13 protein-coding genes and 1 tRNA gene are annotated in these 12,377 nt (G+C 64.3%); 9 read left to right on the forward strand and 5 right to left on the reverse strand.

Annotated features, from left to right (window positions below; all coding sequences use genetic code 11):
* Positions 1-11 precede the first annotated feature (11 nt).
* A complete protein-coding gene (locus AC4PRM_RS11395; RefSeq protein WP_492039942.1) occupies positions 12-818 on the forward strand; it encodes a MetQ/NlpA family ABC transporter substrate-binding protein in 807 nt (268 codons plus the stop codon).
* Here the strand turns inward: AC4PRM_RS11395 and AC4PRM_RS11400 are convergent.
* The 3 genes from AC4PRM_RS11400 to AC4PRM_RS11410 all read right to left on the reverse strand — a co-directional run bounded on the left by AC4PRM_RS11400 (position 815) and on the right by AC4PRM_RS11410 (position 4,387).
* Positions 815-1,594, reverse strand: a complete 780-nt coding sequence (locus AC4PRM_RS11400; protein ID WP_492039943.1) for a lysophospholipid acyltransferase family protein — start codon at positions 1,592-1,594, stop codon at positions 815-817. The two genes, AC4PRM_RS11395 and AC4PRM_RS11400, sit on opposite strands and share 4 nt — an antisense overlap.
* Before the next feature lie 32 nt (positions 1,595-1,626).
* On the reverse strand, positions 1,627-2,682 hold the full coding sequence (locus tag AC4PRM_RS11405; RefSeq protein ID WP_492039944.1) for a GGDEF domain-containing protein: 1,056 nt from the start codon (positions 2,680-2,682) through the stop codon (positions 1,627-1,629).
* A 106-nt stretch (positions 2,683-2,788) separates the two neighbouring features.
* Positions 2,789-4,387, reverse strand: a complete 1,599-nt coding sequence (locus AC4PRM_RS11410) for a DEAD/DEAH box helicase (RefSeq protein WP_487922062.1) — start codon at positions 4,385-4,387, stop codon at positions 2,789-2,791.
* 241 nt (positions 4,388-4,628) lie between these two features.
* Here AC4PRM_RS11410 and AC4PRM_RS11415 point away from each other — a divergent pair, with 241 nt between their 5' ends.
* The gene (locus AC4PRM_RS11415; RefSeq protein ID WP_492039945.1) at positions 4,629-4,991 is read left to right on the forward strand and encodes a hypothetical protein; all 363 of its coding nucleotides are present in this window, start codon (positions 4,629-4,631) and stop codon (positions 4,989-4,991) included.
* 61 nt (positions 4,992-5,052) lie between these two features.
* On the opposite strand, the gene AC4PRM_RS11420 is transcribed toward AC4PRM_RS11415, so the two are convergent.
* Positions 5,053-5,129: transfer RNA gene (locus tag AC4PRM_RS11420), tRNA-Asp, on the reverse strand.
* Between the two features lie 99 nt (positions 5,130-5,228).
* Entirely contained in the window at positions 5,229-6,860 is a 1,632-nt protein-coding gene (locus AC4PRM_RS11425) for an AbgT family transporter (RefSeq protein ID WP_492039946.1), read from the reverse strand.
* A 211-nt stretch (positions 6,861-7,071) separates the two neighbouring features.
* Here AC4PRM_RS11425 and AC4PRM_RS11430 point away from each other — a divergent pair, with 211 nt between their 5' ends.
* From AC4PRM_RS11430 to nuoF, 7 genes are all read left to right on the forward strand, one after another.
* Positions 7,072-7,449, forward strand: a complete 378-nt coding sequence (locus tag AC4PRM_RS11430; protein ID WP_292172103.1) for an NADH-quinone oxidoreductase subunit A — start codon at positions 7,072-7,074, stop codon at positions 7,447-7,449.
* Positions 7,419-8,036, forward strand: a complete 618-nt coding sequence (locus AC4PRM_RS11435; protein WP_373257367.1) for a NuoB/complex I 20 kDa subunit family protein — start codon at positions 7,419-7,421, stop codon at positions 8,034-8,036. Before AC4PRM_RS11430 ends, AC4PRM_RS11435 begins: the two co-directional genes overlap by 31 nt.
* Before the next feature lie 23 nt (positions 8,037-8,059).
* Complete coding sequence (locus tag AC4PRM_RS11440; protein WP_373257681.1) at positions 8,060-8,698, forward strand: NADH-quinone oxidoreductase subunit C; 639 nt, start codon at positions 8,060-8,062, stop codon at positions 8,696-8,698.
* Positions 8,695-9,960 (forward strand): NADH-quinone oxidoreductase subunit D, encoded by a 1,266-nt coding sequence (locus AC4PRM_RS11445; RefSeq protein ID WP_487922074.1) that lies wholly within the window; start codon positions 8,695-8,697, stop codon positions 9,958-9,960. Before AC4PRM_RS11440 ends, AC4PRM_RS11445 begins: the two co-directional genes overlap by 4 nt.
* Positions 9,957-10,619 carry an NADH-quinone oxidoreductase subunit NuoE gene (gene nuoE, locus AC4PRM_RS11450; protein WP_492039947.1) on the forward strand — a complete coding sequence of 221 codons (663 nt, stop codon included), beginning with the start codon at positions 9,957-9,959 and terminating at the stop codon, positions 10,617-10,619. The genes AC4PRM_RS11445 and nuoE overlap by 4 nt, the downstream gene beginning before the upstream one ends.
* A 172-nt stretch (positions 10,620-10,791) precedes the next feature.
* Positions 10,792-11,058: a hypothetical protein gene (locus AC4PRM_RS11455; protein WP_492039948.1), complete on the forward strand. Its 267-nt coding sequence runs from the start codon at positions 10,792-10,794 to the stop codon at positions 11,056-11,058.
* Positions 11,059-11,061: 3 nt separating this feature from the next.
* On the forward strand, positions 11,062-12,375 hold the full coding sequence (gene nuoF / locus AC4PRM_RS11460; RefSeq protein WP_492039949.1) for an NADH-quinone oxidoreductase subunit NuoF: 1,314 nt from the start codon (positions 11,062-11,064) through the stop codon (positions 12,373-12,375).
* Positions 12,376-12,377 lie beyond the last annotated feature (2 nt).

The raw sequence follows: 12,377 nt of genomic DNA on the forward strand, positions 1-12,377 counted from the left end.
AGGCCAAACCCATGCTGCGTCGCTCCCTCCTGACTCTCGCTCTCGCCGCTCTCACGCTCAGTGCGTGCGGGCAGGGGGCGGACAAGGCCGCGGGGCCTGATGCGCCGCTGGTCGTCGGGGCCACTGCCGTGCCGCATGCGGAAATCCTGGAGCACATCAAGCCGCTGCTGGCCGCCCAGGGCACCAATATCGAGATCAAGGTCTTCAACGACTACGTGCAGCCCAACACCCAGCTGGCCGAGCGCCGTCTGGACGCCAACTATTTCCAGACCAAACCCTATCTGGACGAGTTCAATGCCGCGCGCGGCTCCGATCTGGTGACGGTGGCAGGCGTGCATGTGGAGCCGCTGGGCGTCTATTCGCGTAAGCATCGTGATCTGGCGGCCGTGCCAGCTGGTGCGCTGATCATTCTGCCAAATGACGCTTCGAACACGGGACGATCGCTGCTGCTGCTGCAGAGCGCCGGACTGATCACTCTGCGTGATCCCGCCAATCCGTTGCAGACCGTGCGCGACATCACCGGCAACCTGCGCCGCTTCACATTCCGCGAGGTCGAGGCCGCGACCATCCCGCGTATTCTGGACCAGGCCGATCTGGCGGTGATCAACACCAACTATGCGCTGGATGCGGGCCTGAAGCCCCGCACGGATGCCCTGTCGCTGGAGGGCGGCGACAGCCCCTACATCAATTATCTGGTGACTCGCTCCGACAATCGGAACGACCCGCGCATCGCGGCCCTGGCGGCCATGCTGCGCAGTCAGGCGGTGAAGGACTACATCACCGGTAAATACGACGGCGCGGTGATCCCGGCGGCCTAGGCCGCCGCCGCTTGCGCCTTCTTGACCTCATCAGGGGCAAGCACCCGTACCGCAGGGATGACCGGACGACCGGTGGCCTCGGCGATCAGTTCAGCCGTTCGGCCCTCGACCGCCGCTTCGAGACGCGCGAGGAATTCCTCCTTGCCCAATCCGGTCGGGATCGGGTCCAGGAACTCGATCGTGGCCAGGCCCGGCGTCTTCCTGAAATCCTCCTGTGACCAGAACAGGCCCAGGTTGGAGGCCAGAGGCACGACCGGCATGTCGAAGTCGCGGTACATGTGCCAGACACCTGAGCGATAACGGAACTTCTCGCCCACCTTCGCGAGGTTGCCTTCGGGGTAGATCAGGATCTTGCGGCCCGCCGCATGGGCGTCGGCGCTGCGGTGTTTGAGGGCGTCCCGCGCCTCGCGGCCCCCGCAGTTGTTGACGACGATAGCCCCCAGCTTGCGCAGGACCGTGCCCAGCAGCGGGAACTTCTCCAGATGGTCGCCGGTCACGAAGGCCAGATCCTCAAACTGGTTATAGACGGCGAAGCCGTCGCCCCAGCTCTGGTGTTTGGAGGCGATGATGAAGGCACCGTCGGGCAGACGTTCGCGTCCGCGAACCTGAAGTTTGATCCCCGCCAGCAGCCGCATGGCCTGAACCATGCGCTTCACATAGCGACGAATGATCCAGCTGGTCGCGCCGCGTCCTGGCGCGAGCGCCGCAAAGGCGGCCGTCAGGCCGTAGCTGATCGACAAAGTCCAATAGGCGAGGGCAAAGGCGAAGCTGCGCATGGGGAGACTAGAGCCGAAACCCGACGCGTCGGCTAGGCCGCCGGTTCGAGACGTTCAGCCGAGGTGACGCGGTCGCGGCCTTCGCGCTTGGAGACATAGAGGGCTGCATCGGCGCGCTCCAGCAGGCTGACGGCGGTTTCACCCATGTGGCGGTGCGCGAAGCCGGCGGACAGGGTGACGGTGCCCAGTTCGTCATTGGTAGAGCGACGACGAAGGGCACGAGAGCCGATTTCCTTGCGAATACTCTCCAGCGCTCTTTCGACCTGGGGCATGCTTTCCATCGGGAAGATCATGGCGAACTCCTCGCCGCCATAGCGCGCCGCGACGCGGGGCGTCCTTGCCACCCGGCCCAGGACGCTGGCGACGTAGCGAAGGACCTGATCGCCGGTCTGGTGGCCCCAGGTGTCGTTGAAGGCTTTGAAGTGGTCGATGTCGAGCACCGCCAGTGTCAGGGCCGTGCCCATGTCTTCGGACTGGCGGCAGGCGGCCTCCAGATGGTCGTCGAAGGCCTTGCGGTTCGCCAGATTGGTCAGGGCGTCCGTCATGGCGTCGCGGCGCACCTGCTCCAGATGTTCGCGCAGCTTGGCCACCTCCTTGGTCGAGGTCTCCAGCTTCTTCTCCAGAGTTACATTCTCGCGCTGTACACGCCGGGTCGCGGTCGTCAGGCTGGTGACGATGGTCTGCAAAGCAGGTGCACCGTCCGCACCCTCCATGCTGGTCGCGGCCCCTTCCAGGGTCTTGCCGTAGGCGGACTGGGTCTGATGGGCCTGGGAAATGGCGGCGGCGACGCTGGACAGTTCGCGATCCAGCACGCGTCCGGCGTCGCGGATTTCTTCCGTCAGGCGACCGCGCGGCAGGTACTCGGCGGCCAGCATGTCGGCGGTGGCTTCGGTGAAGCGCTCGCCAGCGGCCAGCAGCCGCGCAATCTCGGTGCCCAATGCACCATCCGGCTCGGCCAGATAGTGGGTCCAGAGTTCAAAGTTCAGAGCGCTGGGCCAGACATTTGCCGATTCCATGGCCTCGATAATCCGCCTGGCCAGATCATAGGCTTGCGGACCCCTGAGGGCAGTTTCGACCTTGGCTGTCATTCAGTACGTCCCGGCGCGTCGCCTTCTAGCGACCTTGTGCCGGAGCCTAGGCGGTTTTCTGTAACGCCGGGTTAAATGGCAGTCGCAAGGTGACGCTTGATGCCGCTCAGCCCTTTGGCAGGGTCGTCCGGCGCAGGAAGGCGGGAATTTCCCCCTCGCCGAACGGGCGGCCGTTAGACGAGCGTGGGGCCTCGTCGTCCTGCCCGCCGCGACGGTCGGACTGACGCAGATGCGCCTTCTGGGCCGGTCGCTCGGTGATAGGTGGCGCGGAAGCTTCAGCGGGCGCTTCTTCGACACGTTTGGTGGGTGCCGCGACCGGCTTGGCTTCCGTCGGCTCCGATCCCTTGCGACCGCGACGACTGCGGCTGCGACCGACGGCCTTTTCGGCGGGTTCAGCGACCTCGGCAGCGGTTTGCTGAACGCGGGGCTCGGCGACGGCTGGAACCTCTGCAGCGGCTTCGACGGTCAGCGATGGCGACGCGGCCTTGCGGCGGCTGCGTGCGGGCTTGAGCGTGTCATCCGTGGCAGCGGGCTTCTCGGCTCGCGCGGTCGACCGGACGGGACCGCCCAGATCGGCGGGGTCCAGAACCAGTTCCTGCGGATCCATCTTGATCAGCTTCAGAACCTTGTCGAGCGACTTGTCGTCGCCCGGCGTCACGATCATGAAGGTCTGGCCCAGCTTGCCCGCGCGGCCCGTGCGTCCGATGCGATGCACATAGTCGTCGGCGTGGTGCGAGACGTCATAGTTGAAGACGTGGCTGACGTCGGGAATGTCCAGACCGCGCGCGGCGACGTCGGAGGCCACCAGCAGCTTCAACTCGCCCGAGCGGAAGGCGGCCAGGGTCTTGGTGCGCAGGGACTGGTCCAGGTCACCATGGATCGGGGCAGCGTCGAAACCATGCTGCTTCAGCGACTTGGCGACGACGTCGACTTCGGACTTGCGATTGCAGAACACGATTCCGTTGCGCACATCGGCCCGGCCAATCAGCGTCCGCAGGGCGGCGCGCTTCATCTTGGGATCGCTGGAAGGGATACGGACCAGATACTGGGTGATGGTGTCGGCGGTCGCAGCGGGTCGCGAAGCCTCGATCCTGGTGGGGTCTTTCAGGAATTGGGTGGTCAGGCGCGTGATTTCGGGCGGCATGGTGGCCGAGAAGAACAGGGTCTGGCGCTTGGGCGGCGTCAGTTTGAAGATCTTTTCGATGTCGGGGATGAAGCCCATGTCCAGCATGCGGTCGGCTTCATCGACGACCATGATCTCCACGCCGTTCAGCATCATCTTGCCACGCTCGAACAGGTCGATCAGGCGACCGGGCGTGGCGATCAGCACGTCGACGCCCTTGTTCAGGGCCGCGACTTGGTCGCCCATCGACACGCCGCCGATCAGCAGCACCCAGGTCAGCTTTGTGCCCTTGGCGTATTTCGCAAAGCTCTCCGCCACCTGGTCGGCCAGTTCGCGGGTCGGGGCCAGCACCAGGGCGCGAGGCATGCGCGCGCGGGCACGGCCCGTGGACAGCCGCTCGACCAGGGGCAGGGTGAAGGCTGCGGTCTTGCCGGTGCCGGTCTGGGCGATACCCAGGACATCACGTCCGGCGAGGGCGACGGGAATGGCTTGCGCCTGAATGGGGGTGGCGATCGTATAGCCGGTATCAGCGACCGCTTGCAGGGTCATGGGCGAGAGGCCCAGTTGGGAAAATTCGGTCATAGGTCCTTGGGACTGGATTGAAGGACGCCCCGCGCATCAGGGTCGTCGTGCGATGTCGCGGAACCGCCCTGTCTCTGGGCGAGCGGGCGGCGCGGATTCGCCAGTCCTGTCCCGAACGTGGGCCGCATATAGAAGTCCATGCGAAATAGTCAACTATTCCCGCTGCGCTGCAGTCACGCTTGGCATTCAGTTAATGTTCGGTAATGTTCGGGTCAGGGATGGGTTCGAGAGGGGGGGGTTCATGCAGCGTTTGCTTGCCGTGACGACGATGGCGTTCGCCTGTATGACGGCTGTACCGGCCAAGGCCGATATGGATGCGGTGTTCACTAACACGGTGGTGTCCCGCTATCCGGACGGGGGCTGGGTCAAGCACTGGTTCAATCGTGACGGCACCTACGCAGCCCAGTTCTCGGACGGGCGGCGTCTGTCTGCTCGCTGGTCGGTGAATGGCGAGAAGGTGTGCCTGACCAACATCCGGCCCAATATGCTGATCCCGCGCTTCTGCACGACGATGGTCGACGCCGATGTCGGCGAGACCTGGCAATCGCGCGATCCGCTGGGGCGGCGCGTGCAGAATGTGCTGGTCGCAGGACGCGAACCCTAGGTCTTTGTGATTGTCTTTAAGGCGGGGAGGCGCGCCATTCCCTGAGAGATTTCAGAGGGAATGGCGCGAGTGACGGGACTCGAACCCGCGACCTCCGGCGTGACAGGCCGGCACTCTAACCAACTGAGCTACACCCGCGTATCCCGGCCGCGGCGCTGGTCTGCGTCGCGGCGAGGGGCGTCGTTTAGGCGGGGGGGCGGCGCACTGTCAAGCGCCACTTCCGCCGAATTCGCACGATCAACGCGATGCGACCCCCGGACCCGCCACGGCGGCGGCTTCGGGCGGGGCGACCGGGCCGGAGATACCGCCGTCCGCCGGGGCTTGCAGCGCTGCCGAGGGCTCAGGCAGTTCGTAGTAGACGCCCACGCCCGGCCCCAGCGGTAGATCGAAAGTCACCCAGGCGGCGATCATCAGCACGCCCGCCAGCAGGAAGCATCCGGCATAGGGCAGCATGGTCGACATCAACGAACCAAGCCCGAACTTCGGGTCCCATCTCTGGGCGAAGGCCAGGATCAGCGGGAAATAGCTCATGAGGGGTGTGGCGATGTTGGTCACCGAATCGCCCATGCGATAGGCAGCGGTGGTCATCTCGGGACTGATGCCAAGCAGCATGAACATCGGCACCACGACGGGGGCCAGCGCCGACCACTTGGCCGAAGCCGACCCGATGAAGAGGTCGAAGAAGCACGATACCAGCAGGACAACGATCAGCAGTAGCGGGGCAGGGATGTCGAGCGTCTGCAGGCCCGCTGCCGCATTAACTGCGAGGATTGGCCCCAGACCGGACCAGTTGAACATGGCCACGAAGTGGGCGGCGAAGAAGGCCAGCACGATATAGGGAGCCAGTTGCGCGATCCCCTCGACCATCATTCGCACCATGTCGCGATGGCTCTTCACCGTCCCTGCGCCAGCGCCATAAGCCCCGCCCGCCACGAAGAAGGTGGTGGCGAAGAAGGCGACCAGAGACTTGTAGAGCGGATTGAACCGCTGGGCCGGTTCGGCTTCCAGATCGACAAAGGGCGAGCCAGGCAGAAAGGTCACCAGGGTCCACAGGCCGATCATTCCCAGGATGGCCAATCCGGCCCAGGCGAGGCCGCGCTTCTCTTCTCGCGTCAAGCCCTTCTTCTCTTCGGCGTCCGATACGGGGGCAGTGGCCGACGGCGTCCAGGCCCCAAGACGCGGCTCGATGATCCGGTCCGTCAGGAACCAGATGATGGGGGTGAAGACCACCACGACGCCGACGATAAAGAACCAGTTGCCTGCGATATTCACCGAGTAGGACGGGTCGATCAGCCGTGCCGCCGGCTCTGTGATGCCGAGGATCAGGGCGTCGGAGGCTCCCGGGAACAGATTGCCCGCATAACCGCCTGACACCGCCGCGAACCCGGCAGCCAGACCGGCCAGTGGGTGGCGACCTGCTGCGGCGAAGATGACGGCCGCCAGGGGGATCACAACGACGTAGGAGGCGTCGGACGCATGGTGCGAGACCATCCCGGTGATTACCACGACCGGGGTCAGAATGGATTTGGGCGCATTCAGCAACGCGCCGCGTATCGCTGTGCTGAACAGGCCTGTCCGCTCCGCGACCGAGGCCCCGTAGATGATGGTGATCACGATTCCCAGTGGCGGAAAGTCTGCCAGAGTGCTGGGCATGCCGATGAACAGCCGCTCCAGGTTCTCGGGCGACAACAGGCTCTGCGCCTGAAGGGTGTCGCCCGTGACCGGATTGACTGCCGACCATCCCAACCCCGCCCCGACCAGGCTGAGGGCGATCAGCCCCAGGATCAGCCACAGGAACAGAAAGACTGGATCGGGCAGCTTGTTGCCGATCCGCTCGACGGTATTCAGAATCCGGCTTCCAAGGGCCATCGGGTGCTCCGGCGCGATGTCAAAGTCAGTCGGGCATAGGGAGGCAGGGCGGTGCGAATGGCAAGCACCTTCACCCTGACAAATGCGCCACCAGGCCTGCGAACCATTCTCAATAAAATCCTTTTGCCGCATGGGTTTGAACCTCGGCGCATCCGGGTCTAGAAAGCGCCGAATCCGCCCCTCCCACTTTGGCGGACGAGGTCCCTTCCGGATGAATGCATATCTTCTCGAATATCTGCCGATCGTGGTCTTTCTCGGGATCGCGGCGGTGCTCGGTCTCGGTTTCATGATCGCGGCCTGGGTGCTGGCGCCCAAGAATCCCGACTCCGAAAAGCTGTCGGCCTATGAGTGCGGCTTCAACGCCTTCGACGATGCGCGCATGAAGTTCGACGTGCGCTTCTACCTGGTGTCGATCCTGTTCATCATCTTCGACCTGGAAGTCGCCTTCCTGTTCCCGTGGGCCGTTTCGATGTTCGATCTGGCGCGCGGCGAGATGATCTTCGCCTTCTGGTCGATGATGGTTTTCCTGGGCGTGCTGACGGTGGGCTTCATCTATGAATGGAAGAAGGGAGCTCTCGAATGGGAGTGATCGCCCCGCCGTCTGGCCCCACCAGCCTGCTGCCGACCAACCTGTATGGCACCGGCGCGCGTTCGTCGGTCGAGGGCTATGACCCCGCCGTTCACGATAAATTCTTCGAAGCCGTGAACGCCGAACTTGGCGAGCAGGGTTTCCTGACCGCCTCTCTGGACGACGTGATCAACTGGGCCCGGACCGGTTCGCTGATGTGGATGACGTTCGGGCTGGCCTGTTGTGCTGTCGAGATGATGCAGGCCTCGATGCCGCGTTTCGACATGGAGCGGTTCGGTATGGCGCCGCGCGCCAGCCCGCGCCAGTCGGACCTGATGATCGTGGCCGGCACTCTGACCAACAAGATGGCCCCGGCCCTGCGCAAGGTCTACGACCAGATGCCTGACCCGCGTTATGTGTTGTCGATGGGCAGCTGCGCCAATGGTGGCGGGTATTATCACTATAGCTACAGCGTCGTGCGTGGTTGCGATCGGGTTGTGCCGGTGGACGTGTATGTGCCCGGCTGCCCGCCGACGGCGGAGGCGCTGCTGTACGGCCTGCTGCAATTGCAGAAGAAGATCCGGCGCACGGGGACGATCGAGCGATGAGCGCGCTGGCGAAACTACAGGAGATCGAGACCGCTCTGACGCCCTTGGGCGCAGAGATGGTCGGCGAGCTGGGCGTCCAGGCGCAGGTTGCCTTCGGCGAGTTGACGCTGATCGCCGAGCGCGATGCGATCGTGAATGTCCTGACCGTGCTGCGGGACCGGTTCGGCTTCCAGCAGTTGCTGGACGTCTGCGGCGTGGACTTCCCGGATCGCGAGGAACGGTTTGAGGTCGTCTATCACCTGCTGTCGATGACGCGGAACGCGCGGGTGCGGGTCAAGGTCACGACCGATGAGGTCCAGCCGGTACCCAGCGTGGTCGGCGTCTTCCCCTGCGCCGACTGGTTCGAGCGCGAGGCGTTCGACATGTATGGCATGCTGTTCTCGGGCCATCCCGATCTGCGCCGCCTTCTGACCGACTACGGCTTTCAGGGGCATCCGCTGCGCAAGGACTTCCCCATGACCGGCTATGTCGAAGTCCGGTACGATGAGGAGCAGAAGCGGGTGGTCTATGAGCCCGTCAAGCTGACCCAGGAGTTCCGCAACTTCGACTTCCTGTCGCCCTGGGAGGGCGCGGAATATCCGACCGACATCCTGCCCGGCGACGAAAAGGCCGCACAGGCGGCGGCTGTCGCGGGCAATGCCCCGTCCGGAGGCAAGGCATGACCGAGACCGCCCTGCCACCGCCCATCGGCGCGACCGACATCTTCGACGACGCCCATGACGGGCGCACGGATCACGCGCGCGCACTGGACGATCGTAAGTTCACGATCAACTTCGGCCCGCAACACCCGGCCGCGCACGGCGTGCTGCGTCTGGTGCTGGAGCTGGACGGCGAGCTGGTGACGCGCGTCGACCCGCACATCGGCTTGCTGCATCGCGGCACCGAAAAGCTGATGGAGGCCCGGACCTACCTTCAGAACATTCCGTATCTTGACCGGCTCGACTATGTCGCGCCGATGAATCAGGAGCACGCCTTCTGCCTGGCCATCGAAAAGCTGATGGGCATGGACGTGCCGTACCGGGCCCAGCTGATCCGGGTGTTGTATTCCGAAATCGGGCGAATCCTTTCGCACCTGCTGAACGTGACGACCCAGGCCATGGACGTGGGGGCCCTGACGCCCCCGCTCTGGGGCTTCGAGGAGCGCGAGAAGCTGATGGTCTTCTACGAGCGGGCATCGGGTGCGCGTCTGCACGCCAACTATTTCCGGCCCGGCGGCGTCCACCAGGACCTGCCCAACGCCCTGATCGACGATATCGCGCGCTGGTGCCAGGAATTCCCGGCGGCGCTGAAGGACATCGAAAGCCTGGTCACCGAGAACCGCATCTTCAAGCAGCGCAATGTCGACATCGGCGTGGTGTCCAAGCAGGAGGCTCTGGACTGGGGCTTCACCGGGGTGATGCTGCGCGGTTCGGACATTCCGTGGGACCTGCGCAAGTCGCAGCCGTACGAATGCTATGCCGACCTCGAGTTCGACATCGCGGTCGGCAAGAACGGCGACTGCTGGGACCGCTATCTGTGCCGCATCGAGGAGATGAAGCAGTCGGTGCACATCATGGAGCAGTGCATCCATCGCCTGCGCAACTGCCCCGGCGAGCCCGTCATGACCGAGGACAACAAGGTCGTGCCGCCGCGTCGCGGTGAGATGAAGCGGTCGATGGAAGCGCTGATCCATCACTTCAAACTGTATACCGAGGGCTTCAAGACGCCCGAGGGCGAGGTCTATGCCTCGGTCGAAGCGCCCAAGGGCGAGTTCGGCATCTATCTGGTGTCCGACGGCACCAACAAACCCTACCGCGTGAAAATCTCGGCCCCGGGCTTCCGTTCGCTTCAGGCTATGGACTGGATGAACCGTGGCCACATGCTGGCCGACGTCAGCGCCATCCTGGGCTCGCTCGACATCGTTTTCGGAGAAGTGGACCGATGAGCGTTCGTCGTCTCGCCAAAGTTCAGCCTGATAGCTTCGCCTTCTCCAAGGCGACGAAGGCCAAGTGCGACTGGTGGATCGCCAAATATCCGGCGGATCGTCGCCAGTCGGCGGTGATCCCGATCCTGTGGCTGGTCCAGAAGCAGGAGGGCTGGGTGTCCGAGGCCGCCATCCGCGCCATCGGCGAGCTGCTGGGCATGCCGTACATCCGGGTGCTGGAGGTCGCGACCTTTTACACCATGTTCATGCTGGAGCCGGTGGGCACCAGTGCGCTGATCCAGGTCTGCGGCACCACGCCCTGCATGCTGCGCGGCGCGGGCGAGCTGATGGCCGTCTGCAAGTCGAAGATCGGCCCCAAGGATACGCTGAGCGCCGACGGTCGCTTCACCTGGCAGGAAGTCGAATGCCTGGGGGCCTGCGCCAATGCGCCCATGGCCCAGATCAACGACTATTATTTCGAAGACCTGACCGCCGAGACCATGGCCCAGGTCATCGACGACTTTGCCGCCGGCAAAAAGCCCAAGCCCGGCTCGCGCGTCGGTCGTCACAGCTCGGAGCCCGAGGGCGGAGCCCAGACCCTGCTGGATCCGAAACTGTATGACGGCTCGGCCGCCAAGCCGATCAAGTCGCTGCCAAACAGCAAGCCGGTGCCGGCGTGATGTCGCAACTCAGCCATATGACCCGTCTAACGCCATGGCTTCTGGGCGCGGCAGGCTTGGCGTCGTGCCTAGCTGCTTGGCCACGCCAAGAGCTGTTGTTTGCCAGTACCGGCATCATGCTCCTGGTCCTTGCGGTGTTCATCTGGCGGAAAAACCGCAAGGCGGGCGAAGCGTGAGCCCGCCCGACCTGTCCAGTGACGAAGCCGTCGCCCGCTATCGCGCGGAGCTGCGGGCCGTGGGTCGCAGCCAGCGCCTGGCCGGGTTTGGCCTGGTCATCGTCGGGGCCATCGCGGTCTTCGCCTCCAACCGAGCGGGTGACATGGCTCAGACCCTTCAGATGGGCGGCTATGCGGCCCTGGCGGCCGGCTGGGCGCTGATGATTGCTGCCATTTTCCTTCGTACCCGCTATCACCGCCGCCGCATGCGCGAGATGAACTGAACCATGGTCGGAATCCTCGAAGACAAGGATCGCATCTTCACCAACCTTTACGGCTTCCAGGACTGGACGCTGGAGGGGGCGAAGAAGCGTGGCGCATGGAATGCGACCAAGGACATGCTCGACCTGGGGCGCGACTGGATCATCACCAACGTCAAGAACTCGGGCCTGCGCGGGCGCGGTGGGGCGGGCTTCGGCACGGGTCTGAAGTGGTCCTTCATGCCGAAAGAGGTCAAGGACCGGCCGCACTATCTGGTCGTCAACGCTGACGAATCCGAGCCCGGGACCTGCAAGGACCGGGAGATCATGCGCCACGATCCGCAGCTACTGATCGAGGGCTGTCTGATCGCCAGCTTCGCCATGCAGGCCCACGCCTGCTACATCTATCTGCGTGGCGAATATGTGCTGGAACGCGAGCGCATGGAGTCGGCGGTCAAGCAGGCCTATGAGGCCCGGCTGATCGGCAAGGACAACGTCCACGGCTGGGATTTCGACGTCTACATTCACCACGGGGCAGGGGCCTATATCTGCGGTGAAGAGACGGCCCTTCTGGAGTCGTTGGAAGGCAAGAAGGGTCAGCCGCGCCTTAAGCCGCCTTTCCCGGCTGGTGCGGGCCTGTACGGCTGCCCGACCACGGTGAACAACGTCGAATCGATCGCGGTTGTGGGCACCATCCTGCGTCGCGGGGCCGAGTGGTTCGCGGGCTTTGGTCGCCCGAACAACACCGGCACCAAGATCATGAGCATCTCGGGCCACGTGAACCGTCCGTGCAATGTCGAGGAGGTGATGTCGATCCCCCTGCGGCAGTTGCTTGAGGATCACTGTGGTGGCGTGCGCGGCGGCTGGGACAATCTGAAGGCTATCATCCCGGGCGGCTCGTCCGTGCCGCTGATCACGCGCGAGATGTCCGAGGTCGCCCTGATGGACTTCGACAGCTTGCGCGAGATGAAGTCCGGCCTGGGCACGGCGGCGGTCATCGTCATGGATCAGTCGACCGATCTGGTCCGCGCCATCGCCCGCATCAGCTATTTCTACAAGCACGAGAGCTGTGGCCAGTGCACCCCTTGCCGTGAGGGCACGGGCTGGATGTGGCGTGTGCTGGAGCGGATGGCGATCGGAGAGGCCGATCCCTCAGAAATCGACATGCTGCTAGAGGTTTCGACCCAGATCGAAGGGCACACGATCTGCGCCCTGGGCGACGCCGCTGCCTGGCCGGTCCAGGGCCTGATCAGGCACTTCCGTCACGAGATCGAGGACCGCATCTCGTCGTACCGCAGCCGCCGCGCGAACTTCGCCGGCCATGCGATCGCGGCGGAATAGCC

It is taken from the genome of Brevundimonas sp. DW-iso22 (assembly GCF_058725425.1).

Coding starts and splice junctions, on each gene's coding strand:
- AC4PRM_RS11395 (WP_492039942.1), top strand. CDS start 12: ATGCTGCGTCGCTCCCTCCTGACTCTCGCTCTCGCCGCTCTCACGCTC.
- AC4PRM_RS11400 (WP_492039943.1), bottom strand. CDS start 1,594: ATGCGCAGCTTCGCCTTTGCCCTCGCCTATTGGACTTTGTCGATCAGC.
- AC4PRM_RS11405 (WP_492039944.1), bottom strand. CDS start 2,682: ATGACAGCCAAGGTCGAAACTGCCCTCAGGGGTCCGCAAGCCTATGAT.
- AC4PRM_RS11410 (WP_487922062.1), bottom strand. CDS start 4,387: ATGACCGAATTTTCCCAACTGGGCCTCTCGCCCATGACCCTGCAAGCG.
- AC4PRM_RS11415 (WP_492039945.1), top strand. CDS start 4,629: ATGCAGCGTTTGCTTGCCGTGACGACGATGGCGTTCGCCTGTATGACG.
- AC4PRM_RS11425 (WP_492039946.1), bottom strand. CDS start 6,860: ATGGCCCTTGGAAGCCGGATTCTGAATACCGTCGAGCGGATCGGCAAC.
- AC4PRM_RS11430 (WP_292172103.1), top strand. CDS start 7,072: ATGAATGCATATCTTCTCGAATATCTGCCGATCGTGGTCTTTCTCGGG.
- AC4PRM_RS11435 (WP_373257367.1), top strand. CDS start 7,419: ATGGAAGAAGGGAGCTCTCGAATGGGAGTGATCGCCCCGCCGTCTGGC.
- AC4PRM_RS11445 (WP_487922074.1), top strand. CDS start 8,695: ATGACCGAGACCGCCCTGCCACCGCCCATCGGCGCGACCGACATCTTC.
- nuoE (WP_492039947.1), top strand. CDS start 9,957: ATGAGCGTTCGTCGTCTCGCCAAAGTTCAGCCTGATAGCTTCGCCTTC.
- nuoF (WP_492039949.1), top strand. CDS start 11,062: ATGGTCGGAATCCTCGAAGACAAGGATCGCATCTTCACCAACCTTTAC.